The sequence below is a fragment of the Fundicoccus culcitae genome, from assembly GCF_024661895.1.
Classification (GTDB): Bacteria; Bacillota; Bacilli; order Lactobacillales; family Aerococcaceae; genus Fundicoccus_A; species Fundicoccus_A culcitae.
This window is the reverse complement of record NZ_CP102453.1, coordinates 220,309-245,750: the sequence shown is the minus strand read 5'-3', so window position 1 is coordinate 245,750 and position 25,442 is coordinate 220,309. Positions and strand designations below refer to the sequence as shown.

The window sequence follows — 25,442 nt, the reverse complement described above, 5'->3', positions numbered from 1 at the left end:
AAAACTGAATAACACTGACAAATAAACCTTGAATCTCGTGGTTAAGTCCTCGACCGATTAGTACTAGTCCGCTCCATATATCGCTATACTTCCACTTCTAGCCTATCTACCTGATCGTCTCTCAGGGGTCTTACTTCTTTCGAATGGGAAATCTCATCTTGAAGCTGGCTTCGCGCTTAGATGCTTTCAGCGCTTATCCATCCCACACATAGCTACCCAGCGATGCTCCTGGCGGAACAACTGGTACACCAGCGGTGTGTCCATCCCGGTCCTCTCGTACTAAGGATAGCTCTTCTCAAATTTCCTACGCCCGCGACGGATAGGGACCGAACTGTCTCACGACGTTCTGAACCCAGCTCGCGTACCGCTTTAATGGGCGAACAGCCCAACCCTTGGGACCGACTTCAGCCCCAGGATGCGATGAGCCGACATCGAGGTGCCAAACCTCCCCGTCGCTGTGAACGCTTGGGGGAGATAAGCCTGTTATCCCCAGGGTAGCTTTTATCCGTTGAGCGATGGCCCTTCCATGCGGTACCACCGGATCACTAAGCCCGACTTTCGTCCCTGCTCGACTTGTAGGTCTCGCAGTCAAGCTCCCTTCTGCCTTTGCACTCTGCGAATGATTTCCAACCATTCTGAGGGAACCTTTGGGCGCCTCCGTTACTCTTTAGGAGGCGACCGCCCCAGTCAAACTGCCCACCTGACACTGTCTCCCGTAGGTTATACGCGGGTTAGAGGGTTCATATCACAAGGGTAGTATCCCACCAGCGCCTCCATCTAGACTGGCGTCCAAACTTCTTAGGCTCCTACCTATCCTGTACATGTCACACAAACACTCAATATCAAGTTGCAGTAAAGCTCCATGGGGTCTTTCCGTCCTGTCGCGGGTAACCTGCATCTTCACAGGTACTATAATTTCACCGAGTCTCTCGTTGAGACAGTGCCCAAATCGTTACGCCTTTCGTGCGGGTCGGAACTTACCCGACAAGGAATTTCGCTACCTTAGGACCGTTATAGTTACGGCCGCCGTTTACTGGGGCTTCAATTCGTACCTTCGCTTGCGCTAAGCACTCCTCTTAACCTTCCAGCACCGGGCAGGCGTCAGCCCCTATACGTCACCTTTCGGTTTGGCAGAGACCTGTGTTTTTGATAAACAGTCGCTTGGGCCTATTCACTGCGGCTGACTTGCGTCAGCACCCCTTCTCCCGAAGTTACGGGGTCATTTTGCCGAGTTCCTTAACGAGAGTTCTCTCGATCACCTTAGTGTTCTCCACTCGACGACCTGTGTCGGTTTGCGGTACGGGTTGGTTGTTCCTCACTAGGAGCTTTTCTCGACAGTTTGATTTGCCACCTTCGCTACTTAATTTCGCTCCAGGTCACGACTCACCCTTATAACAAGAAGCCTTTTTCTCCTCGTCAGACTTGTCGCTTCTACATCCTCTTCCATCCGGATGCGTGGCACTACCTCCTGTGTCCCTCCATTGCTCAAACAGTTCAACCAAGTACAGGAATCTCTACCTGTTGTCCATCGCCTTCACCTATCGGCTACAGCTTAGGTCCCGACTAACCCTGGGCGGACGAGCCTTCCCCAGGAAACCTTCGTCATTCGGTGGACGGGATTCTCACCCGTCTTGCGCTACTCATACCGGCATTCTCACTTCTATACGCTCCAACGCTTCTTACGATACGCCTTCACCGCCTATAGAACGCTCTCCTACCATTCATTGCTGAATCCACAGCTTCGGTGTACTGTTTAGCCCCGGTACATTTTCGGCGCAGGGTCACTCGACTAGTGAGCTATTACGCACTCTTTCAAGGATGGCTGCTTCTAAGCCAACCTCCTAGTTGTCTGGGCAACCCCACATCCTTTTCCACTTAACAGTAACTTGGGGACCTTAGCTGGTGGTCTGGGCTGTTTCCCTTTCGACTACGGATCTTATCACTCGCAGTCTGACTCCCAAAGTTGAGTTTATGGCATTCGGAGTTTATCTGGATTCAGTAAAGCTTATGCCCCCCTCGTCCAAACAGTGCTCTACCTCCATCACTCTTGCTCTGAGGCTATACCTAAATATATTTCGGAGAGAACCAGCTATCTCCAAGTTCGATTGGAATTTCTCCGCTACCCACATGTCATCCAAACACTTTTCAACGTGTCCTGGTTCGGTCCTCCAGTGTGTTTTACCACACCTTCAACCTGCACATGGGTAGGTCACTTGGTTTCGGGTCGACGACACCTGACTTTCGCCCTCTTCAGACTCGCTTTCGCTACGGCTCCGTTTCTTCAACTTAACCTTGCCAACTATCGTCACTCGCCGGTCCATTCTACAAAAGGTACGCCATCACCCCTTAACGGGCTCTGACTACTTGTAAGCACACGGTTTCAGGTACTCTTTCACTCCCCTTCCGGGGTGCTTTTCACCTTTCCCTCACGGTACTGGTTCACTATCGGTCACTAGGGAGTATTTAGCCTTACCAGATGGTCCTGGCAGATTCCGACGGAATTTCGCGTGTTCCGCCGTACTCAGGATACTCACTTGTCCTTCATGTTTTCGTATACGGGGCTCTCACCCTGTCTCGCGCTGCTTCCCATCAGCTTCTACTAACATTCCAAATCATTGATGTGAGTCCTACAACCCCATTGTGCATGCACAATGGTTTGGGCTCTTCCCGTTTCGCTCGCCGCTACTCAGGGAATCGAATTTTCTTTCTCTTCCTGCAGGTACTGAGATGTTTCAGTTCTCCGCGTCTACCTCACTTGCGTGTGACATCCCATAACGGATGCCGGGTTCCCCCATTCGGAAATCTCTGGATCTTAGCTTACTTACAGCTCCCCAAAGCATATCGGTGTTCGTCCCGTCCTTCATCGGCTCCTAGTGCCAAGGCATTCACCGTGCGCCCTTTGTTTCTTAACCACATATTTCTCGCGCTTTTTTTACTTCTTTTTACTCTGTAATTTCTTACAGACTCGGTCAATTCTCGGTTTCATTATTTCTTTTATTCAAAAAAATGATGTGTCATTAATGACTCGCATTGAATCATTAATCACTATTTGTTGTGTTATTCAGTTTTCAATGAGCTAAGGTTTGAGTTGCTTTTTTGCATAAAAAAAGCTCACTCAAAACTAAACAAAGACAATATCCACTTGTAAGGTTCCTGTACTCCTTAGAAAGGAGGTGATCCAGCCGCACCTTCCGATACGGCTACCTTGTTACGACTTCACCCCAATCATCTATCCCACCTTCGACGGCTCCCTCCAAAAGGTTAGGCCACCGGCTTCGGGTGTTACAAACTCTCGTGGTGTGACGGGCGGTGTGTACAAGACCCGGGAACGGATTCACCGCGGCGTGCTGATCCGCGATTACTAGCGATTCCGGCTTCATGTAGGCGAGTTGCAGCCTACAATCCGAACTGAGAATGGCTTTTAGAGATTCGCTGACTCTCGCGAGTTCGCTGCTCGTTGTACCATCCATTGTAGCACGTGTGTAGCCCAGGTCATAAGGGGCATGATGATTTGACGTCATCCCCACCTTCCTCCGGTTTGTCACCGGCAGTCTAACTAGAGTCCCCATCTGAATGCTGGCAACTAGTTATAGGGGTTGCGCTCGTTGCGGGACTTAACCCAACATCTCACGACACGAGCTGACGACAACCATGCACCACCTGTCTCCCTGTCCCGAAGGACTTCCTCTATCTCTAGAGTATGCAGGGGATGTCAAGACCTGGTAAGGTTCTTCGCGTTGCTTCGAATTAAACCACATGCTCCACCGCTTGTGCGGGTCCCCGTCAATTCCTTTGAGTTTCAACCTTGCGGTCGTACTCCCCAGGCGGAGTGCTTATTGCGTTAACTCCAGCACTGAAGGGTGGAAACCCTCCAACACTTAGCACTCATCGTTTACGGCGTGGACTACCAGGGTATCTAATCCTGTTCGCTCCCCACGCTTTCGAGCCTCAGCGTCAGTTACAGACCAGAAAGTCGCCTTCGCCACTGGTGTTCCTCCATATATCTACGCATTTCACCGCTACACATGGAATTCCACTTTCCTCTTCTGCACTCAAGTGACTCAGTTTCCAATGACCCTCCACGGTTGAGCCGTGGGCTTTCACATCAGACTTAAGTCACCGCCTGCGCTCCCTTTACGCCCAATAAATCCGGACAACGCTTGCCACCTACGTATTACCGCGGCTGCTGGCACGTAGTTAGCCGTGGCTTTCTGGTTAGATACCGTCAATCCACTAACAGTTACTCTAGTGGGTGTTCTTCTCTAATAACAGTGCTTTACGATCCGAAAACCTTCTTCACACACGCGGCGTTGCTCCGTCAGACTTGCGTCCATTGCGGAAGATTCCCTACTGCTGCCTCCCGTAGGAGTTTGGGCCGTGTCTCAGTCCCAATGTGGCCGATTACCCTCTCAGGTCGGCTATGCATCGTTGCCTTGGTAAGCCGTTACCTTACCAACTAGCTAATGCACCGCGGGACCATCCTTTAGTAGTAGCATGAAAGCCACTTTTCCGCTTTCCTTCAGGCGAAGAAAAGATCTATGCGGTATTAGCAATCGTTTCCGACTGTTATCCCCCGCTAAAGGGTAGGTTTCCCACGTGTTACTCACCCGTTCGCCACTCACATCAAAGAAACAAGTTTCTTCTCCGTGCGTACGACTTGCATGTATTAGGCACGCCGCCAGCGTTCGTCCTGAGCCAGGATCAAACTCTCATGAAAGTTACTTCATAAGTCATTTGCGACTCATTTAAAATTCTAGCTTTGTTTATTTTTTAGACAGGTTGGGTTCCTGTATCATCGAAATTTATTCGGTTGTGTTCGTTATTCCTAACGAACCCTCACAATTTTGGTGTTTGTCTTTGTTCAGTTTTCAATGAGCTTTTGTTGTCTGAGTGACAACTTCTATATATTACTACGATTGGTTTTCAATGTCAACTGTTTTTTTGATTTGTTTTAAATCTTTTTCAGTGACCGTTGCGCTTGACCACTTAGGTCTCTTGCAGCAACGAAAACTATATTACCATTTTGACGAATTAATGTCAAATGTTTTTTTGAAACATTTTAATTGAATTTTCAAACAAATTAATTAAGCATTAAATATGTCTCAAATGGACAAGAAATAATATATCATTTTTTCAATAACAAAGTCAAGCATTATTTTGAAAAAGATAGAGAGCCTCAAAACTACGAGACTCTCTATATATTAATTGAAAACTTTAGCTATTTGACGAGTTTAACTTAGTCATCTACTCCAGTCTTCAATTAACCTATGCAAGAATAACTCTCTTAATCTGATGCTGCTTATTGGTCTTTGACTACATATTATTGATTTAAATCAGTTTGTCTAGCGATTCTGAACAGTATATTTATCTAACTTTCTTGCTATATCTTTCTAATTGCTATGCACTTTCATCTTACAAAACATATATATTTAATCAGCAGCAGCATCATATACTCTTGCAACGACGGGAAAGAGATTACTTCCCCTTCCTGTACAATAATTATACCATGCAAGCGATTACAATGCAATCCATTTGTTTTCCTTTCTATAGAAAAAAGATTGAGATCCTTTTATCGAAAAGGACGCTCAATCTCTGATGTTTTTCCTTAAGCTTTATTTTATAAACGTTCTTGTAATTCTTTAGCTAAGTCTTCAAAGCCTGGTTTACCTAATAAAGCAAACATATTCTTTTTATATGCTTCTACACCTGGTTGATCAAATGGATTAACGCCATTTAAATATCCAGAGATTGCTACTGCAATTTCAAAGAAATAGATTAAATGGCCTAAAGTATAAGCATCTAATGAAGGAATGGTTACTAATAGATTAGGTACTTGACCATCAGTATGCGCTAATAACGTGCCTTGATAAGCTTTAGTATTAACAAAATCTAATGATTGTCCTTCTAAATAACCTAAACCATCTAAATCACTTTCTTGAGTCGGGATGGTTACTTCATGGCGAGGATTTTCAACTTTAATTACTGTTTCAAACAAATTACGTTTACCAGCTTGGATTGTTTGACCGATTGAGTGCAAATCAGTGGAGAAGTTTGCACTTGCTGGGAAAATGCCTTTATAGTCTTTTCCTTCAGACTCACCATATAATTGTTTCCACCATTCACTAAAGTATTGTAAAGATGGTTCATAGTTTACAAGCAACTCAATATCTTTGCCTTTACGGTGTAAAATATTACGAATAACCGCATATTGATAGGCTTCATTCGTTTTTAAGTCTGCTGAATGATATTCTTTGGAAGCATCAGCAGCTCCTTGCATCAATTGATCAATATCGCCACCTGAAACAGCTATAGGTAGTAATCCCACTGCCGTAAGCACTGTAAAACGTCCACCAATTCCATCAGGAATAACAAAAGTTTGGTAGCCTTCTTTGTTGGCTTCGTCTTTTAGAGCACCTCTAGCTTTATCCGTTGTAGCATAAATGCGTTTTTTAGCTTCATCTTCACCGTATTTTTTAATTAATTTATCTTTAAATACGCGAAAAGCAATCGCAGGTTCAGTGGTTGTTCCTGATTTAGAAATGATATTTATTGAGAAGTCGCGGTCCCCTATTAAATCAAGTAGATCGTATAAATAAGTTGAACTAATGTTATTCCCAGCAAATAGTACTTGTGGTTGACCTTTTTTCCCCGCTTTAATATTGTAAAAAGAGTCATTTAGAAACTCGATAGCTGCACGTGCACCTAAGTAAGAACCCCCAATCCCAATAACAACTAAAACTTCTGAATCATTTTTAATTTTTTCAGCAGCGGTTTTAATAGCTTGAAACTCTTCTTTATCATATTCTATCGGCCATTCCACCCAATCAGTAAATTCGCCACCTGCACCTGTTTGATTTCTCAATAAGGTATCAGCTAATTCAACATATGGTTGTAATTGATCCATTTCATGTTCTGAAAAGAACGAAGTAGCTTTGCTGTAATCAAATTGTATATGTCCCATCTTTTATACTCCTTAAATCGTATTTTTTTGATTATATCGATCGGTTTCAATTGCTTCTAAAGCTTCATCAATCCAATTAGGCAATTGTTTTTTTATACTAGTGAATCCAATGTTTGGTAAATTTTTTCTACGATTCTTTTTGATTCGTGCTGCATGAGGTGGATCATTTAATTTCATTAGAGCGCGTATGGATAAACTAATTTTTTTTGTGTATTCATCAATGTCTACGATCATTACTTTTACCTTTTGACCTAGTTCAATAAATCCATCTAAATTAGTCATATATCCATGTTTGCATTCTGAAATATGTATGAGTCCTTGTTCATCATCTGACAATTTTACAAATACACCATAATTTTGGATTCCAGTCACTTCCCCAACAACAATATCTCCAATTGAAAAAGTTTCTTTCATCTAATCACTCCCTCTATAACTAATTAGAATCAATTAAATAATTTCAATTGATTCAATTATAACATCTTCAAGAGGTTTGTCTTGGCTACCCGTTTGAACACGATTAATACTGTCAACGATATCCATGCCGTTTTTAACATGTCCAAATACTGTGTGACGATGGTCTAACCATGGTGTTCCACCATTTGACTTATAGGCATCAATAATTGCTTCAGGGAATGCTGCATCTTCCATTTGACCAATCATTTGCTCGGGAACATTAGGTGCCGTAACAATAAAAAATTGACTGCCGTTGGTATTTGGGCCAGCGTTTGCCATTGATAATGCGCCATTAATATTAAATAATTCCTTTGAAAATTCATCTTCAAATGAATCGCCATAAATACTCTCGCCACCCATACCCGTACCTGTGGGGTCGCCACCTTGAATCATAAAATCTTTAATGACACGGTGAAATATCACCCTATTATAATAGTCTTTTTTAGCTAATTCGATAAAATTCGCTACTGTTTTTGGTGCATGTTCTGGAAACAAGACTAATTCAATGTCCCCTTTATTGGTATGCATAATTACGGTAGACGAATAGTTGTCTAATTTTAATTGTGGAAAATCTGTCATTCTTAAACTCCTTTACTAAATATATTTTCAATTTCACCTACTATTATACACTATCTAACCATAATCTAAAATAACTTCTATTTTCTTAATTTTTAATACTGTTTTTCATGTTAATTTTTGATATGATATTATAGTAGTTTAAATTCGTCAAAGGAGGAAATTTTGCAAATGAACCTTCCTTTAGTAACTTCATTTATAGCAATTTTTTTTACTCAAGTCATCAAATATCCAATTGCCTATTTTACCAAAAGTAAAAACGTCAGTATCGACCTAGTTACCTCTACAGGTGGTATGCCTAGTTCTCATTCGGCTGCTGTTAGTAGTTTAATTACAGCATTGATTTTAGAGTACGGCTTCTCCTCACCTTACGTTGCGATCGCTACTGTATTTGGAGTAATTGTTATGTTTGATTCCATGGGTGTGCGCCGCCAAAGCGGAGAACAAGGGATTGTGTTAGACATCATTGCAAGACATCTCATTGCTAACGAATCCATTCATAAAGAAGCTAAAGCTGATGCAAGTAATCCAAGTGCTCATCCATTGGCAAAAGATTATTCATTGGAAGATTATGAAAAGATGATCGTTAATAAATATCTTGGGCATAAACCGACAGAAGTTATTGTTGGAGTGATTACAGGTTCAGTAGTTGCTGTAGTAGTTAGAAGTGCAGTAACTTTATTTATGGAATAGGAAGAGTGGAAAAGTGACAAACAACCAAAAAATATTTGATATTACTATTATAGGTGGAGGCCCTGTTGGCCTTTTTGCTGCATTCTATGCAGGTCTTCGTCAAGCCTCTGTAAAAATTATCGATAGTTTAGAATTGCTCGGTGGCCAACCAGCTCATTTATATCCAGAAAAATTGATTTATGATATCCCAGCCTATCCTCAAATTACGGGTCAAGAATTAACAGATAATCTGATTGAACAACTAGAACGATTTGATGTTACCTACTGTTTAGGAGAGGAAGCTTTACAATTAGAAAATCAATCACATTCAGATGAAGAAGCTAACTTCGTCATCCAAACTGATAAAGGATTCCACCAAACTAAAACAATCATCATAGCAGCCGGTAATGGGGCATTTAGTCCAAGAAAATTAAGTTTAGCTAACGCAGAAAAGTATGAATCAAAGAATCTTCATTACTATGTGAATCAAATTAATCAATTTTCTAATCGGACGGTTGCTATTTGCGGAGGTGGTGATTCAGCTGTTGATTGGGCATTAACACTTGAAACTGTTGCATCGAAAGTATACTTAATTCATCGCAGACCACAATTTAGAGCTTTAGAACATAATGTGAACTTACTTAAGCAATCGTCCGTTGAAATCCTCACCCCCTATTCACCTCATGAATTAATCGGTGATGAAGATAAAATTGAACAAGTCGTCTTGAAACAAAATAAAACCAAAGAATTTTTAACCCTTGATATCGATGAATTTATTGTCAATTATGGATTTACGTCATCGCTGGGTACACTTAGTCAATGGGGACTTGAATCGAATCGTAATCAATTTGTAGTCAATAACTTTTTTGAAACAAGTACGCCGGGTATTTATGCCATTGGAGATATTGCTGATTATCCAGGAAAAGTGAATATAATTGCAACGGGATTTGGTGAAGCCCCTAGTGTTATTAATAGCGCCTTAGCCTTTATTGATCCAAGTAATATCGCCCCCCATATTCATAGTAGTAGTCTATTTTAGGAGGATATTGATTTTATGAGTCGTAAAGAAGAATATTTAAAACAAAGTGTTATGGAAAAACATTGTTATAAACTACTTGAAGAACGTGGTGTGAAAATCGAACAAATCGCTGATATTGTTTATGATCTACAAAAAGCTTATGTTCACGATTTAACCCATAAAGAATGTGTAGAAAATGTGCGTGCTGTCTTACGCAAACGTGAAGTTCAAAATGCCGTCATAACGGGGATTGAAATTGATATAGCTGCCGAGGAAGGCCATTTTTCTGATCTATTAAGTGATTTACTAATGCGTGACGAAGGTCTCTATGGTATCGATGAAATATTGGTCTTATCAATTGTCAATATTTATGGTTCAATTGGTTTAACCAATTTTGGTTATGTTGATAAAGTCAAACCTGGAATTATCGGTGAATTAAACGATGATAAAGATGAACACTGTAATACCTTTATTGATGATATTGTAGGTGCTCTTGCTGCTGCAGCCGCCAGTCGGATTGCTCACTCACAGCCCCAAGATGATGATGTTTTAAAATCACCTTCTCCTGAAGCGAGTTACAAAAGAAGTCATAATTAATTAATTATCTAATTGCATAAAAACCACACTTTCAAATGAAAGTGTGGTTTTTTGCTGATATATATATTTAAGCTTTTCGTCTGAAACTCATGTGCTTAATCAATAAAATGATTGCTTCATAGATTAAGATAGCAATGAAGAAATACGCCATAAACAATTCCTGTGGCAAGACAGTAATGACTGGATCGGTTGCAGGGTTAAATAGCCATAAATCGTTATTGAATAAAATTTGATGAAAAATTAAAAACACTTGATCAAATGCGACGACAATTAAAAACATAATAACAACAGGTAATAAAACCGCATAATTAAACCAACCTACAAAAGTAAGTACATTTTGTTGTCTAATCCATCGGATTATAAACAGCAAACAAATGGTGCCAATCACAGAAAGGATGAGGTTGAATTGAACGAGCATTTTAACTTCCTCAAAGTGAATTAGTCCTCCAGATGAGGCAGAAAAGTATGGCATTTCTAGTGTGGCTATCATTGGATTTAATAAGTAATGAATGATTACCTTAAAGTTCTCATTTAATTGGTCACTGCTAAGGCCAGATTGCTCACTTAAATTGAGCAAGGGAATGGCCAATGAATAAATTAAAGGCGAACTAACGATGGTTAGTGAGATACTGAGTGATAGACTACTTAGCACGGTTATAATAAAAGCTAAAATTTGTTTTAGGCGAAAAAGAATCATTTGGGTAAACTCCAATAAGATAAGTCTTTAATGGTATAGGTTGGTTGAATCGAATATTGCCGCAAAGCCTCTTTTGAAGTTACACCTGTTTGCACATGCAGTGTATCCACACCCGCTTGAATGCCACCTAGAATATCGGTCGAATAATTATCACCAATCATTAAGATTGCATCTCGCTCAAAACCCAAGGTTTGAATCGCTCCATCAAAAATATGATGATGTGGTTTACCTACAATCGTTGGGTTCACTTGGGTTGTAAAAGATAAAAAGGCAGTTATAGCGCCAGATCCGGGAGCAAAACCGTCTTCGGTTGGAATCGAATGATCTTCATTAGTGGTTAAAAAAGTGGCACCTCGTCGAATCGCTAGGGCTGCTTCATTTAACGTTTGATAAGTTGAAAAGCGATCTAATCCTTGTACAACAACCTCTGCCAGACGTGTTTGATCAAGCATAAAACCAGCATCGACAATCATTTGTTTAAATGATTCTTCGCCTACCACATGAATCGATTGGTTTAAATGATATAACTTTAAATAATCGATTAAAGCTAATACAGAAGTATACACGTGATTAGCTTTTACCGGAATATCATAATGTAAATTCAAGCGTTCAGCTACTTGTTGGGGACTACTAGTTGCGTTGTTAGTCAAAATCAAAAAGGGAAAATCCAACTTCACTAATTCTTGAACAAATTTCTCTGCTGTTGGTATACGTGTTTTCCCTGCATAGATTGTCCCATCTAAATCAATGAGATAGCCCTGATAACTTTTCATCGTTAGCCCCTATTCGTTTGACTTTTTTGTTTTTTAATCACAAAAGCATTATTAGCTTTTTTCTGATTGGCATTGTTTGTTTGCTTGGCACTTGTCGGATGGTTTTTCGATGGATTCCCTTGATTCTTTTTCGTTTTGGTTTTGATTAAAAAATCGTCTTTTGATTTATCAGGTCTTTTATTTGATGAATGAGGTTTCTTTTCTCTTTTTCCAGAACCAAAGGGATTCCTATTAGGTGTTGTTACAACAGCTTTTGTTTGATTAGTCGTTTTTGGTTGATAATCAAGCGGAATAGTACCCTTATAATTTTTAATTAATTTCTCGTATTGCAGGAATGATTCTGTTTTAGCTAAAACAAAATAACGACAGCCAAAATTGCAATACTCTTTAATATAGTCATCCAAAAAATTGATTGTTTGATCAACAGGCACCCGTTTTTGATTAAGCTGGTAAAAGCCACGTAATCTTAACTGCTCATACCCCCAATCACCTACAATAAAATCAAATTTTTCAAAATAGTCTTGATACCGGATTTTAAAAGCCTCAAAATCAAAGGCTTCACGATAATCTTTTACTAACATATAATCAACATCTTTAATTTGAAGGGATTCATTGTCTAATTGATAAATGTCTTTTGAATCTGTTCCTTGTTGTGCTAACTCATCAAGAATATCCCCAATCTGTTGAGACATTGATTCTTCTTTTTGTTTCATGACACTTCTCCTACTCTGTTTTGTTCAATGGATACTTTTCAGCTAAATATTCGCCAACTACGTGACGGATAAAATCTGGAAAGTGTAATTTGGGACTACCGTATTGATCAATAGCTGGGAAAAAGGGAACAAACCATAAATGATCGACGGTAACTATCTGATAGTTTTTATCTAATTGAATGGGTTGATTATAATAATACCAGTTGCTTTCGTTTTCACGATAATCAAGCCCTTTGAAAATTAGTTTACCAAATACTTTACCCCTAAAACCCATCCCATTAATTGGTTTTTCTAACAAACTACTTTGTTTCTCCCTCATCTGTTCTAGCATAATCAGCATATGCTCGCCTGTCATCGTCAATGTCACAAGATGCATCGGATGCGGCAGGGATTCATGTAAATGATTTCTTGACACTAATCCTTGGTGAATATCACTTAAAAATAACCCTGTATTTAAAATAGCGATATCAGTATCTTCCTTATATGATATAGCATTTAAAGCCATTTGGATATATGAATTTTCACCATAAAAATCATCGGCATAAAAAGCATGCGGTAAATTTGCAATAATATATTCTTCAAGCTTTATCCGACCTTCTTTGACAAGATTATCGGATTTAATGGGTGTAGCCGTAATATCGCTTAAATGGTAAATTGAATGAACGGCACAATCAATCTGCCATGGTTTAGATGGAATCATAGAGGAGCCATCTAAGTATTGATCATCCAATTCTAATTCTATTTGCCCCACATAATAACCGTATTTCCCTGCTGCAGCTAACATGGTTTGATTGATTTGTTCACCATAACTTAATAAATGATGGGTATGTGACCCGATGATTAAATCGACTTCTTCGAATTGCTCAGCAATCATAATGTCAGTGGGATAACCGACATGCGACAAAATAATGATTAAATCGGTTGGCTGTTTTTCAGGTAAGGTATCTAGTACCCATCTTAAGGCTTCCAAAGGGTCGATCGGTTGATATCCATTTAGAATATAACTTTGGTAATTAGCTGTTAAACCAATAAAATATAATTTTGGTCCTTGCTGGGTTTCAATGACATGATAGGCTTGTGCCCATTCAGGTAATTCATTTGTTTCACGATCAATTAAGTTAGCTAAAACAATTGAATAATTGGCTTGGCGATACAGCTTCTTTAATTGATCATGCGACAAGCCTAGTCCTTCGTTATTTCCTATTGTTACTAAATGATAATTTGCTTGATTGAATAAATCGATAATTATTTGACCATCAGTCGCTTCTATCAAGGGATGCACTGCATCGATAGCATCGCCAATATCCACTCTTAATACCAGTTCGCCTTTAGCATCATGTAGTCGACTTGTTATATCGAAGTATTCTTGGATGATTGGCCAGTGTTCTAGGTGCCCATGTAAATCATTCGTATGTAATATAACTATTTTCACTGTAACCCTCCTCCTCAATAATTCTATTATATCAGTTCATTTAAGCGTGAAGCAAATATTGCTTTACAACAAAAAAAACGACTAATTAATATATAAATACCACTTAAATGTATTTAATTATTAATTAATCGTAAAAATAGCTTATTTGATACTAGACTTCTGGATATAAGGGGCCAAACCAGATTAATAGACCTGCGACAACAATACTAACACCTAAAATCCCCCAGATCCATTCGCTTTTTAATTTAGGAACTGGAAAACGAATAACGGTAGCAGCCGCTAAAAGTATATACAGGACGATATAGACATATTGCATAATCGATTGGTCAATGAGGTAAGCCAATAAAGAGACGAGTGGAATAATTAAAACGGAATGTTCTAATGGTACTCCCTCGGTATAACCTTCCATAACCTCACCTTGAAAACGTTGAGCCCGATTATAGTGTGCCAGACGAATGGCAACGGCTAAAAGATAAAGTGTCATGACAAGCAATCCAAGCATCGAACCGTTGGTGATATTGATTAAAAAGCCTGCAGGCAGCATGCCGAAGACGACAAATTGTGATAATACTTCTAATTCTAAAGCAAAAGAGATTTCTTCTTCGGTGAGTTCAAAATTATCGCCAAATTTAAAATTGAAGAATGAGGCAACAGTTGCGATAATGAGTGAGACTAATGCATATTGGGTATCTCCAGTAATAGAAAAGCCAAACCCCACCGCCCCGAAAAATAATGAAAAAAGTATGATAACATTCGATTGATGCAAATTTCCAAGTAACATGATAGACTGCCTCCTTGTTTATTGTCCTTAATCCTATTGTAACTGTTTTTAGCTACTTTTATCAACAATAAACGATGAATTCACAAAATAATCATACTAATCTATTTAATTTATCAATAATCAGCTATGTTTGATTTAAAGCGATTTTTTTACTATACTAAAAGTGAATATAAAAATGGGGGTAAATATATGAAATGGAAAATAGTTACTGATTCAGGATCTGATATCAGACACATTGATAATTTAAATGAGGATGTCTCCTTTGAAGTTGTTCCATTGATGATCAACATTGCAAATGAAATTTACATAGATGATGAAAATATTGATTTAGAGGCTTTGCTAACTGCCTCTGAAACAGAAAAAAAAGCTTCATCAAGTGCTTGTCCGGCTCCAAATGCTTATGCTTCGACTTTTGAAGGGGCTGAAAATGTTATCTGTTTTACACTTTCGAGTAATTTATCAGGCAGTTACAATAGTGCTTCATTAGGCCGTGAAATCCTACTTGAGAGCCATCCAGAAGCAAATGTTTTTATTTTCGATACATTTACAGCAGGCTCCGAAATGAACTTACTGGTTCGAAAAGCGGTTGAGTTAGCTAATCAAGGACTTGAATTTAATGCTTTAGTTGAACAAGTCAAAGCTTATCATGAAAAAACGAATGTTAACTTCGTTTTAGAATCCGTTGATAATCTGGTAAAAAATGGTCGTGTCAGTAAAATTGTGGGTCAAATGATTGGTTTACTAGATATTCGTCTGATTGGAAAAAGAAGCGATGATGGTTTGATAGAATTAGCCCATAAGTCTAGAGGACTAAAACGTGCTCTGAATACCTTATTACAAGCCATGAAAGATAATAATTATCAAGGCGGTAAAGTAGAGATTTCATATAATACATCTATCGATGTTGCGCATACTTTAGTTGATAAAATAAAGTCCGAATTCCCATCGGCTAATATTAATCTCATTAAAATGAGTGGATTGTGTACCTATTACGCGCAACGTAATGGCATGATTGTTGGTTTTGAACATGCCTAACTAAAAAATAACATCTAAAATAAACAAAAACCGAACGTTTAAAGGAATTCAAACGTTCGGTTTTTGTGTTGTTTCGCGGATAAATTTGATGATTTGGCTAATATAAGCTTGCACAATTTGATCGTTTTCTTGAAAAATTTCATGCTTGCTGTTAGGTACGAAAATAGGTGTCACCTTTGGAAGGTATTGATTCAAGGTAAATATCCCTTCTGCTCCGACAATGACATCGTCTTCTGCTCTAAACAGTAAAACCGCTTGTTTTATTTTTTTAATATTTTCTGGCTTACGTATTTCCCACAAATGACTTAGTGAAGTGGCCAACCAATGGTAACTTCCTCCTCGGGTTGGAATTTTATGAAGCGAATTATTTAAATAATGGGTATATTCATTTCGAACCGGATAATGGGTCAAATCATTATCTGCATTAAAAAGCGTATGAATTTGGGGATCATAAGCTTCAGTTGTTGGAATATATAAGTTCCCAAAGGGTGTTTGACTCATTAGATGACTCACTAAATGGGACAAGGACTGAGGGTACTTACCTGTTTCAATTTCAATCATGGGTGCATTAAGCACAACAGCATCCACGATAGTTGGTTCTTCTTTAATTAAGTATGACGTTACGACAGCGCCGCCCATAGAGTGTCCAAATAAAATAAGCGGATTGTTTTGGGACATGGGTAAAACGATTTGATGGATTATATGGTTTAAATCAACAACATACTCGTTAAAATCCTTGATATTTATTTGGGTTTGGTTTTCATCGATTTTTGAAAAGCCATGCCCTCTTTGATCATAAACAACGACTTGAATATTGGCTTGGAGGAAATAATAGATTAATTCATGGAATTTTTCTTTGTATTCATTAAATCCGTGGACAATAAGCAATGTTTGGTCGGGATTAGGTAATTGGTAAGTATCAATCGCAATCGGGTATGCGTTAAGCGGAAGCACCTGTTGTTTACGATACTTTTCAATGTATGGTTTCACCTTTTGTTCCATAGCCTCGCCATAATGTTGACTGTCTACCCAATCCAAAGGAATGGGTTCTTCATTCGGCAATTCGATTTCACCAGGGTTCGTTCGAATAAGATTAGCGTTTTTTTGATACCAAAAATGATAAGCAAGGCCGCTGATTGTCAAAGTCTTTGCAATTTTAGCCGTTGTTTTTAAAAGCTTATTTTTTGGCATTTCTTATCCTCCCATTTGCGTATCCAATATTAATACCACAACCAACCTCACATAAGACGCATTTTCAATATTAAAGTCACTGGCTTCGGCATGAATCGAAATATATTGACTTTGATAATTTTGATATAATTCACTGGTACTGCTTTGTTCAAACACTTCCACTAAATAATTGGCTAAAATTTGTGGATTTGACCAGGTATCCAAATGAATATCACTAGAGGAAATATATAACTCATATAAATTTTCGCCTAAGCGATATTGATTATTCTCAATCTCAGGAAACAATGAACGAAAGTCATCGCCGTTTGTTGTGTAAGGACTTAAATAATGATAATGACTTAAGTCAAAAGCTCTTTGATTGGTTCCTTGGGCTAAATGATTGCCAACTTCCATTAAATTCCAACTTAATTGACTACGTTGTTCATTTATTTTATTAGTAAAAGCCTCATTTAAACCGACTAAGTCTAAATTGGCATTAAATGTCTCGGCTTTTTCAGTCGCAAGTGTATAATTGGGTAATGAAAGGATGGTTTCATCAATTTCCCTGGGTGATGAATGATCGATTTCACTATTTGAAACGACCTGATTCGGAATAACGGGTTCTGTTCGCTGTTGAAAGCCTAAAACCTCTTGCATAATCTTAGCAAACGACTCATAGCTTGTCAGTGAATTGTCGGCCAAGGTCGTATCAATAAACGATTGATGGGATACATATGTAAACAGAAAGACGACTACTATAAAAATTAATTTAACGTAAAAACTAAGGGGAATTTTTTTTCGCATCATCTTACCTCTTTTTGATTTATTGAATAGGTTACATATTATATAGTAACTAAATATTTCAACTTATTCAAATAAGTATGACAATGTTCACTTAATTTTAACTTTTTTGACATATTCCTTGATAACCGAAAAACCGTAAGCCCCTCATTCATTGAGCAAAGCTTACGGTTTTTGATTCATTGAGTTGAGGTTAGATTTATTCTCCGACTCGTATGGCAGATACAATTTCACCGTTTTGTAATTCAATCATTGTCGCAGGCTTAATCGGGTCATGCTTTTCATTGATTGTAAAAGTACCTGTTACCCCTTGAAAATCAACGGTTGCAGCAATAGCATCGGTTATCGCTTGTGGATCAGTCGATTCAGCACGATTAATGGCATCTAATAGCAAAGTTGCCGCATCATAACCTAAAGCTGCGAAACCATCGGCTTCACGTCCAAACATTTCTTCGTAGTCAGCTAAGAATTCTTGTGCATATGGATCTTCCGTTGCAGAAGAAAAATGTGACGTATAATAAATATCATTCGCATTCTCAGCCCCTGCCAATTCAACTAAGGTAGGACTAGCAAATCCATCTCCTGATAAAATTGGCGCTGTAATGCCTAGTTCACGCGCTTGTTTAATAATAAGGCCACCCTCCGTATAATAGCTAGGAATATAAATCGCATCATAATCTGCTGTAATTAAAGATGTTAAGACAGATGTATAATCGGTATCACCCGTTTGGAAAGATTCTTCAATAACGACTTCACCGCCTAATTCTTCAAACTTGCCTTTAAAGGCATCTGCTAGTCCAATTGAATAATCGGCAGCATAGTCACTAATAATAACAGCTTTTTGACTACCTAGATTTTCCACCGCAAAAATGGCGGCAGCTTCCCCTTGCACTGAATTTTCAAAACATACTCTAAAGAGATATTCTAAAACATTCCCTGCCTCATCCAATGTAATCCCATCATTAGTTGCCGCTGGCAAAATCACGGGTATTTGAGCTTCCGTAATAATCGGAATCTGGGCTTGAGATGTCCCTGTCAAGGCTGGCCCAACAATACCGACCACATTTTCACTTACTAAACGCTGCGCAATGGATGCTGATTCAGTAATATCCGAGGTATTATCTAGCGAAACAACTTCAACCGTTGAACCATCAAACATCCAACCTTCTTCATTGGCTTTCTTAACAGCTAATTGGAGTGCATTCTCCATTGCTTGACCATAAGAAGCAGCGTCACCTGATAACTCATAATTACTACCGATTTTAATAGTTTCTTGAGCAGCAATCGATTGACTACTTAACGATAAAGGTACTAGTGACAAAGCCGTTAACATAGTGATACCAAATTTTCTAATTTTCATGAGAATTCCTCCAATAAATTTTTTATCCAATGAGTAAGAAAGTTGAAATAAAAAAATCGGATTAGATAGAAATCTAATCCGATAAATAGTCAAATAAACTAAATTTTTATCGTAATAAGACATCGCCTAATTAGATTTATATAATCTATGCAGGCATGTCAAAAGACTTAGCACTCATAGATACAAATTGCAAAAATTTGCTCGCATTTGCATCTACTTTAATTGGATAGCTGCAAATGCTATCTTAATATGCTAAGGCTTAATAATGATTCAAATTGTGATTTATATTGAATGGTATACATTCAAACACCTCTTAATTCATTTAGATGAGAATATCATAGCTCAAAAATTAATCATTGTCAAATCAATTTAATCATTTTCTCATTATCAATTAGACCCATGAACGATGGTGCTATTTTTTTGATGTTTAATAATGTAAGGATCGACGATATGATAGCCTTGTTGACGATAACCTTGAATGATTTGAGGAAGTGCCTTTAATGTCCATGGTCGATCATGCATCAATACATTAGCCCCTGCTTTTAAATGGTCAGTTGTTAAAGAAATATGCGTCAGGGCAGTACTTTCGAGGTATTCATCCATCCAATCATAACCAAAGGTCCATGTAATCAATTGCAAGCCTAATTCATTGGCAGCATGTACGGTATCCAAATTATACGAACCAAAAGGGGGTCTAAACCAACGAACGCGGTCTTGCGTAATTTCTTCAATCAGTTCATTGGTAATCAGTAATTCTGAATACTGCTCATCGTAACTTAATTCATGTAGAAAAGGATGCGTCGTCGTATGATTACCAATTTCAAATCCCATTTCATGAACTTGTCTGGTTATTTCTCTCCCTTTATCTGATTTTAAATACATCCCATTGACTAAAAAGACTGCATTCACATCATGTGCCTTTAACGTTTGGGCTATTTCTAAGGCATAAGAATCTGGTTCTTGAGGGGCATCATCAAAAGTAAAAAACAATACTCTACTGTCGGATGCTTCATTTAAGGTGAGTATCTCAGATGAAATATCAGGATCATCATATATTTCATAGGCAAAACCATCTTCATTTAAGGTCGCATAATCAATTTGCGTCCAAGGCTGTCTCGGTTGATAACCCCATAATTCACCCTGGGTATCATTTTGTTCATTCACTGTTGTCGGCTGATTATCCAGTATTTCTACTGGTTCTATGGTTAATTGTTGAACTTCTTCTTCTTTTTGACAGCCTCCAATGAGAAAGGCCAGCAACAAAACCATCGAGATTTTTAACATTCTTCTTTCTCCTCTTCAAATAATTCATCGTTGAATTCTATTACTATTTTACGTATCTAATATTATCATCATTTAACAAAAAATACTAATTATTTATGTGAGATATTTATTTAAAATTCAAAGTTTATCAGAATTTTTATAAGAAAAATGGATGTAAAAAATCCGAACATTGAATGTCCGGATTATTTTAAATTAAGGATTAATTATTTTTTATTTCATTTAGCCATTTTCGACCATCAATGATTGTTTGTGCACTAACTTCGTGACTGTTTGTCCACGATTGGACAACTTGCGCTTTTCTAGCCTCAAACAAATCAATGACATGTTTAGAATCATCAAGACTAACAATGGGATCATGTTTACCCATGGAGAGAAAAACTTTTAGCATGGGTTGTTCTTTTAAATTCTCTGGTTCTAATGGGTACATAGGGGCTAATAGCATAGCATATTTAAAGGGGTTATCGTCTCTCAATAACATATTAATGGCAATATTTGAGCCGTTTGAAAAGCCTAGTAAAACAACTTTGTCAATATCAAAAGCATATGTTTGCGAGGCTTCAATAATAAAAGTTAACAGTTCTTCCCCACGCAGATGCAAATCGTCTTCATCATAAACGCCTTCCTTTAAGCGTCTAAAGTAACGTAAAGCACCATTTTCATTGACATTGCCACGAATACTTAGGACATTAAACGTCTGATCAAAGCTATCGGCTAAAGGTAAAATGTCAACTTCATTACTCCCCGTCCCATGTAATAATACAAAAGTAAAGCCTACTTGATCGAATCCTTTTTGATATATATGTTTCATAGCATCTCCTTAATCTGGTCTTGGTATGGTAAACAAACGCCCTAATTCACTATAATCATGCCCCGCCATACGCGCGATGGGATTTAGTTGCGACGGATTAATCCGGCCGTTTTCATAAATAGCTTCATTTATATGGTATTGAAGGACTTTAAGTAGTAACAAGTCACTGGTCTTTTCTTGATTATTCTCGATTGAAATAGAGTCATATAAACTTACCTCAAAACGAATTTGTGATTCTTTGATGGCTGGAACATCAACCAGTGTTGAAGGAATTAAATGAAAATGGGTTTTTTCTAATTCACTCTCATCAATACCTAAATTAGCGGCTGTTTGGTTGGCATCTTCCACATTAAAACTATCTACGATATGGATGACGGCTTGTTTGTTGTCAAAAATGTTTCTAGCCGTATCTTTTAGTTGTCCTTTCTTCCTTTGAAAACCAACCGCTAATATAGGCGGATTGGACGTCACAATATTAAAAAAGCTAAAAGGAGCAATATTAACAACACCTTCTTTCGATTGAGTCGTTATAAGCGCTATTGGACGCGGAACAATCGATCCAATTAAAAACTTATAATTTTCTCTTTCACTTAAATCATTTGGATTGATAGATAACATGGTAACGCTCCTTTTATCCTTCAAATAAATATCGCTTATTTACTTCTAGTCGTATCAAACGGTCTTACAGTGGCTTCTATTTGTTCTCTTTCAGATTCTAAAAATGGCGGTAAGGATAAACTTTCACCTAATGTTTCATAAGGTTCATCCCCCATAAAACCAGGACCATCTGTTGAAATCTCGATAAGAATATGCCCAATTCGCGCATACAATGCCTCAAAATAGAAGCGATCTACCCAACCAGAATGTCTTAATTGTAACGTATTATACTTAGCTTCCCAAGCTTTAATAGCTTCATGGTCGGCGACTCTAAAAGATACATGGTGTACTTCACCATAGCCAGGGTAGGCAAGTTCAGACTTATCATCTTTTCTTAAAATCATTTGTCCTCCATTTCCGCCTTCACCGACTTCAAATAAAGCAACCTCTTCATGGTCTTCTACTAATCGCATTTGGTAAATTTCTTCCATTAATTGTTTAAACTCATCAAAGTAAGATACGGTTATCTCAATCGGACCTAGACCATAGATGGCTTTATCAGTTGGTACAGGGCCATTTTGCCAAGGTATACCTGGGGCAACACCTGTATTGTTTTCATCGGAAACTAGTTGATAACGTTGGCCATCAAAATCTTCAAAAGGTAAAACTTTTTTACCAAAAAGCGTTTGGATACCATCATTTTTCACATCAAATTCAGCAAAGCGCGCTAAATAGTAGTCTAAAGCGGCATCATTTGGTACTCTAAAACCTGTTCGTGTAATTGAATTTGTTCCTCGTGTACCTTTATTATAACCTGGAAAATCAAAGAAGGTCATGTCCGTTCCTGGACTTCCTTTATCATCTGCAAAAAAAGTATGGTATGTTCTAATATCATCTTGGTTAACGGTTTTCTTAACTAAACGCATGCCTAATACATTGGTAAAAAAGTCATAGTTCTTTTCAGCACTACTTGTTACGGCTGTTACATGGTGGATACCTAATAATGGATAATTCATATTTTATTTCTCCTCATTTTCTACTGGGTTTAAATTTTCTCTAATTGTTTGACTAATAAGTTTTAGATTTTCTCTTAATACATGTATTTCTTCTGTTGTTAGCTGACTAAATAATGATTCAATCAATTCAGCATGTTCAGGAAACATTGATTCAATGAGTGAATGCCCTGATTCCGTTAAATTAACATAAATCACACGTTTATCGACTTGATCAGGTCTTCTTGTGACATATCCTTTTGAACACAAACGATCGATGACATAGGTCGTACTACTGCTAGCAATAAGGATTCGTTCCTTAATCTTTTGGACAGCTTGCTCGCCACGATGATACAACAACTCTAAAACAGCAAATTCATTTAAGGTTAAGCCATGTTGAGTGACGTCTTTTTTAAGAATTGTATCAAACAAATCTTGCGTTCTCTTCAAACCAATAAAAGCTTTTAATGCTTCCTCTTGTCTATCCATGTCACGACTCCTTTCTTTTTGTTTCGATTTCGAAATGATTTGTATTTAAAAAAATATATTTCGAATTCGTAATAATATTATCATGCTTACTTGAATATGTCAAATCTTATTTGAAAAAAATTAACACCTCAAAACAGCTAAAAGCACGCTTTGAAGTGTTAATAATGGTTTATTTTTCATTCCACATTTTGTTACTAGTTGATAGCAATTTGGCTCTACGTTGATAATGTTTGTATAAAGCACTAAATTGATTACGAAATGGTGTATGCCAAGGTTTATCTTTTCCACAAAAATGCAAAACAATGGTGTGATCAATCACCCAATCCATGGTCCATTCACCTTCACTAATCAATTCGTAAATCAATTGACGTCTGGCATCAAAATTATATACCTCATCCGGAATGGATAAGATTCGATCCGAATATAATGCATTTAAGACATCCTGATCTGGTAAAAATAATTTAAGCCGATTTTCACTTATATAAGTAAATATGTCTTCTGCCTTAACATGCTGACGTATATTATCCAAATTCATCACTAAAATACCGGAGTTATAATAACCTTCCGCATCATAGGTATTTAAACGAATGCGATTGACATAATTGGTCAACTCAGTCAGTTGTTTATGACTAGCTGCTGCATACAAATAATCCGTCATGTCAAGTTCAGTCAGCGGAAGAATACTATTAATCACTAAAATATCAGCGTCAAAATAAATAATCGAACTTAAATCTTCAGGTAAATAGTCGTGTGCAAGTAAACGATAATAAATCGATTCTGGCCATCTATCCGTAACAGGTGCCTTGCTAAAAGCTGTATCACCTATAACAACCGGAAAATAATTCATTTCTAATTTCTGACAAAAAGCCTCTAACTTTGAATTATAGTTTAACGCCTGCTTTTGAAGAACATAAACATCAATCGGTGGTGTTGGCGTATGTGTTCTAATGGATAAAAGGACCGTCTCTAATTGAGTTACATAATTATCATCCACAGAAAAAAGCAAATTAATTGTTTCCATCTTTTTTCCTTTCATGCAATTGATAGTTTTTATTTCTCTATTATACATGATTGTTTCCGTTTATTCTCCTTGCGATTTAAATATTAGATTATTTTTAAGGTAAATATGCTAAAATAAATCTAAATAAGAAAATCAAATTAGAAAGAAGGTTTTTACTTGGAGACATTTAAAGCGATTATTGTCCGTGAAGTAGATGATCGAATTGAGTTTCAGCTAGAGAACACGACCTTAGATGATCTATCCCCGGGCGAGGTTTTAATCAAAGTGAGCTACTCATCGGTAAACTATAAAGATATGTTGGCTGTTCAAAAAAACGGTGGTGTTATTAGAAAATATCCGATGATTCCTGGGATTGATTTAAGTGGGATAGTCGTTGAATCACAAGATGAACGACTCAGTGTTGGTCAAAAAGTGATTGCTATGAGTGATGAAATTGGAGTGAGTCATACCGGTGGATATGCCGAGTATGCACGCGTTAACGCTGATAGTGTTATACCTTTACCTGATGGATTTAGTTTAAAAGATGCGGAATTATATGGTGTTGCAGGCTATACAGCAGCAGCCAGTATTGAAGCTTTAGAAAGCTTAGGGATGAGTTCCGCTGATAACCCATCCATCTTAGTGACGGGTTCAACCGGTGGCGTCGGTAGTATTGCCGTTCAAATGTTGATTAAAGCGGGATATACAAATGTGACAGCCCTTGTAAGAAAAGATTATCAAGTGGATGTTGCCAAGGAGCTGGGTGCACACCATATTTTACAAGCCAGTGAGCTTCTCTCAAACAATAAACCTTTGAATAAGCGTTTATACCATTATGTGATTGATACCGTTGGGGGTGAAGTGGCAGCCCAAGCAATGACCTATATTCATGAAAATGGCAAAATGACATTATGTGGCAATGCTGGGGGCAATGATTTCCCTGCTACGGTTTTACCGATGATTTTAAGAGGTGTCCATCTCATTGGTATTTCGGTTGTCAATGCACCCTTAGATGAAAAAATTAAGATTTGGGGCAAAATTGCCAATGAATGGAACGTCAGTGATTTAGTTCATTTTCAAGAAACCAATCTTGAAAATATTAGTGAGACCTTTGACGCTTTACATGAAGGCCGCCATTTAGGTCGAACAATTGTCAAAATTAGTGATACGGAAGATGCGTAATGACTAAAAGTTAAGCGCCAATATAGGGGGAAAGCGTCAATGACGCCTTCC

General features: G+C 37.9%; 22 protein-coding genes and 2 rRNA genes. 5 read left to right on the top strand and 19 right to left on the bottom strand.

Features of this window, described 5'->3' with window-relative positions:
- Nucleotides 1-37 precede the first annotated feature (37 nt).
- From NRE15_RS01200 to NRE15_RS01180, 5 genes are all read right to left on the bottom strand, one after another.
- Nucleotides 38-2,912: ribosomal RNA gene (locus NRE15_RS01200) — 23S ribosomal RNA — on the bottom strand.
- 254 nt (nucleotides 2,913-3,166) lie between these two features.
- Nucleotides 3,167-4,717 (bottom strand): 16S ribosomal RNA (locus NRE15_RS01195).
- Together the 16S and 23S rRNA genes form the textbook arrangement of a ribosomal RNA operon.
- Before the next feature lie 900 nt (nucleotides 4,718-5,617).
- The gene (locus NRE15_RS01190; protein ID WP_313793818.1) at nucleotides 5,618-6,961 is read right to left on the bottom strand and encodes a glucose-6-phosphate isomerase; all 1,344 of its coding nucleotides are present in this window, start codon (nucleotides 6,959-6,961) and stop codon (nucleotides 5,618-5,620) included.
- A gap of 12 nt (nucleotides 6,962-6,973) precedes the next feature.
- Nucleotides 6,974-7,375 carry a CvfD/Ygs/GSP13 family RNA-binding post-transcriptional regulator gene (locus NRE15_RS01185; protein WP_313793817.1) on the bottom strand — a complete coding sequence of 134 codons (402 nt, stop codon included), beginning with the start codon at nucleotides 7,373-7,375 and terminating at the stop codon, nucleotides 6,974-6,976.
- Between the two features lie 33 nt (nucleotides 7,376-7,408).
- Nucleotides 7,409-7,993, bottom strand: coding sequence for a peptidylprolyl isomerase (locus tag NRE15_RS01180; protein ID WP_313793816.1), 585 nt, complete (start codon nucleotides 7,991-7,993; stop codon nucleotides 7,409-7,411).
- A 168-nt stretch (nucleotides 7,994-8,161) separates the two neighbouring features.
- On the opposite strand from NRE15_RS01180, the gene NRE15_RS01175 reads away from it, so the two are divergent.
- Genes NRE15_RS01175 through NRE15_RS01165 form a run of 3 tightly spaced genes read left to right on the top strand, consistent with a single transcriptional unit; the run spans nucleotide 8,162 to nucleotide 10,277 of the window.
- The gene (locus tag NRE15_RS01175) at nucleotides 8,162-8,683 is read left to right on the top strand and encodes a divergent PAP2 family protein (RefSeq protein ID WP_313794922.1); all 522 of its coding nucleotides are present in this window, start codon (nucleotides 8,162-8,164) and stop codon (nucleotides 8,681-8,683) included.
- 13 nt (nucleotides 8,684-8,696) lie between these two features.
- Nucleotides 8,697-9,701, top strand: coding sequence for an NAD(P)/FAD-dependent oxidoreductase (locus tag NRE15_RS01170; RefSeq protein ID WP_313793815.1), 1,005 nt, complete (start codon nucleotides 8,697-8,699; stop codon nucleotides 9,699-9,701).
- A gap of 15 nt (nucleotides 9,702-9,716) precedes the next feature.
- Nucleotides 9,717-10,277 carry a phosphatidylglycerophosphatase A family protein gene (locus NRE15_RS01165; RefSeq protein ID WP_313793814.1) on the top strand — a complete coding sequence of 187 codons (561 nt, stop codon included), beginning with the start codon at nucleotides 9,717-9,719 and terminating at the stop codon, nucleotides 10,275-10,277.
- Between the two features lie 67 nt (nucleotides 10,278-10,344).
- Here NRE15_RS01165 and NRE15_RS01160 read toward each other — a convergent pair whose 3' ends face one another.
- The 5 genes from NRE15_RS01160 to NRE15_RS01140 form a co-directional block, all read right to left on the bottom strand.
- Complete coding sequence (locus NRE15_RS01160; RefSeq protein ID WP_313793813.1) at nucleotides 10,345-10,974, bottom strand: TIGR01906 family membrane protein; 630 nt, start codon at nucleotides 10,972-10,974, stop codon at nucleotides 10,345-10,347.
- On the bottom strand, nucleotides 10,971-11,747 hold the full coding sequence (locus NRE15_RS01155; protein ID WP_313793812.1) for a TIGR01457 family HAD-type hydrolase: 777 nt from the start codon (nucleotides 11,745-11,747) through the stop codon (nucleotides 10,971-10,973). Before NRE15_RS01155 ends, NRE15_RS01160 begins: the two co-directional genes overlap by 4 nt.
- A 2-nt stretch (nucleotides 11,748-11,749) precedes the next feature.
- Nucleotides 11,750-12,460, bottom strand: coding sequence for a YutD family protein (locus NRE15_RS01150; protein WP_313793811.1), 711 nt, complete (start codon nucleotides 12,458-12,460; stop codon nucleotides 11,750-11,752).
- Nucleotides 12,461-12,470: 10 nt separating this feature from the next.
- On the bottom strand, nucleotides 12,471-13,892 hold the full coding sequence (locus NRE15_RS01145) for a bifunctional metallophosphatase/5'-nucleotidase (protein WP_313793810.1): 1,422 nt from the start codon (nucleotides 13,890-13,892) through the stop codon (nucleotides 12,471-12,473).
- Nucleotides 13,893-14,043: 151 nt separating this feature from the next.
- Nucleotides 14,044-14,673, bottom strand: coding sequence for a hypothetical protein (locus tag NRE15_RS01140; protein ID WP_313793809.1), 630 nt, complete (start codon nucleotides 14,671-14,673; stop codon nucleotides 14,044-14,046).
- A gap of 189 nt (nucleotides 14,674-14,862) precedes the next feature.
- On the opposite strand from NRE15_RS01140, the gene NRE15_RS01135 reads away from it, so the two are divergent.
- Nucleotides 14,863-15,708 carry a DegV family protein gene (locus NRE15_RS01135; protein ID WP_313793808.1) on the top strand — a complete coding sequence of 282 codons (846 nt, stop codon included), beginning with the start codon at nucleotides 14,863-14,865 and terminating at the stop codon, nucleotides 15,706-15,708.
- 48 nt (nucleotides 15,709-15,756) lie between these two features.
- On the opposite strand, the gene NRE15_RS01130 is transcribed toward NRE15_RS01135, so the two are convergent.
- The 9 genes from NRE15_RS01130 to NRE15_RS01090 all read right to left on the bottom strand — a co-directional run bounded on the left by NRE15_RS01130 (nucleotide 15,757) and on the right by NRE15_RS01090 (nucleotide 24,230).
- Entirely contained in the window at nucleotides 15,757-16,899 is a 1,143-nt protein-coding gene (locus tag NRE15_RS01130) for an alpha/beta hydrolase (RefSeq protein WP_313793807.1), read from the bottom strand.
- 3 nt (nucleotides 16,900-16,902) lie between these two features.
- Complete coding sequence (locus NRE15_RS01125) at nucleotides 16,903-17,682, bottom strand: hypothetical protein (protein WP_313793806.1); 780 nt, start codon at nucleotides 17,680-17,682, stop codon at nucleotides 16,903-16,905.
- A 196-nt stretch (nucleotides 17,683-17,878) separates the two neighbouring features.
- The gene (locus NRE15_RS01120) at nucleotides 17,879-19,039 is read right to left on the bottom strand and encodes an ABC transporter substrate-binding protein (protein WP_313793805.1); all 1,161 of its coding nucleotides are present in this window, start codon (nucleotides 19,037-19,039) and stop codon (nucleotides 17,879-17,881) included.
- 387 nt (nucleotides 19,040-19,426) lie between these two features.
- Nucleotides 19,427-20,323, bottom strand: coding sequence for a polysaccharide deacetylase family protein (locus NRE15_RS01115; protein WP_313793804.1), 897 nt, complete (start codon nucleotides 20,321-20,323; stop codon nucleotides 19,427-19,429).
- A 199-nt stretch (nucleotides 20,324-20,522) separates the two neighbouring features.
- On the bottom strand, nucleotides 20,523-21,131 hold the full coding sequence (locus NRE15_RS01110; protein ID WP_313793803.1) for an alpha/beta hydrolase: 609 nt from the start codon (nucleotides 21,129-21,131) through the stop codon (nucleotides 20,523-20,525).
- A gap of 9 nt (nucleotides 21,132-21,140) precedes the next feature.
- Nucleotides 21,141-21,749, bottom strand: coding sequence for a flavin reductase family protein (locus NRE15_RS01105; RefSeq protein ID WP_313793802.1), 609 nt, complete (start codon nucleotides 21,747-21,749; stop codon nucleotides 21,141-21,143).
- Nucleotides 21,750-21,784: 35 nt separating this feature from the next.
- On the bottom strand, nucleotides 21,785-22,744 hold the full coding sequence (locus NRE15_RS01100; RefSeq protein ID WP_313793801.1) for a ring-cleaving dioxygenase: 960 nt from the start codon (nucleotides 22,742-22,744) through the stop codon (nucleotides 21,785-21,787).
- A 3-nt stretch (nucleotides 22,745-22,747) separates the two neighbouring features.
- Nucleotides 22,748-23,209 (bottom strand): MarR family winged helix-turn-helix transcriptional regulator, encoded by a 462-nt coding sequence (locus NRE15_RS01095; RefSeq protein ID WP_313793800.1) that lies wholly within the window; start codon nucleotides 23,207-23,209, stop codon nucleotides 22,748-22,750.
- A gap of 169 nt (nucleotides 23,210-23,378) precedes the next feature.
- Complete coding sequence (locus NRE15_RS01090; RefSeq protein ID WP_313793799.1) at nucleotides 23,379-24,230, bottom strand: glycosyltransferase family 8 protein; 852 nt, start codon at nucleotides 24,228-24,230, stop codon at nucleotides 23,379-23,381.
- 156 nt (nucleotides 24,231-24,386) lie between these two features.
- Between NRE15_RS01090 and NRE15_RS01085 the strand changes: the two genes are divergently transcribed.
- Entirely contained in the window at nucleotides 24,387-25,391 is a 1,005-nt protein-coding gene (locus tag NRE15_RS01085) for a YhdH/YhfP family quinone oxidoreductase (protein WP_313793798.1), read from the top strand.
- Nucleotides 25,392-25,442 lie beyond the last annotated feature (51 nt).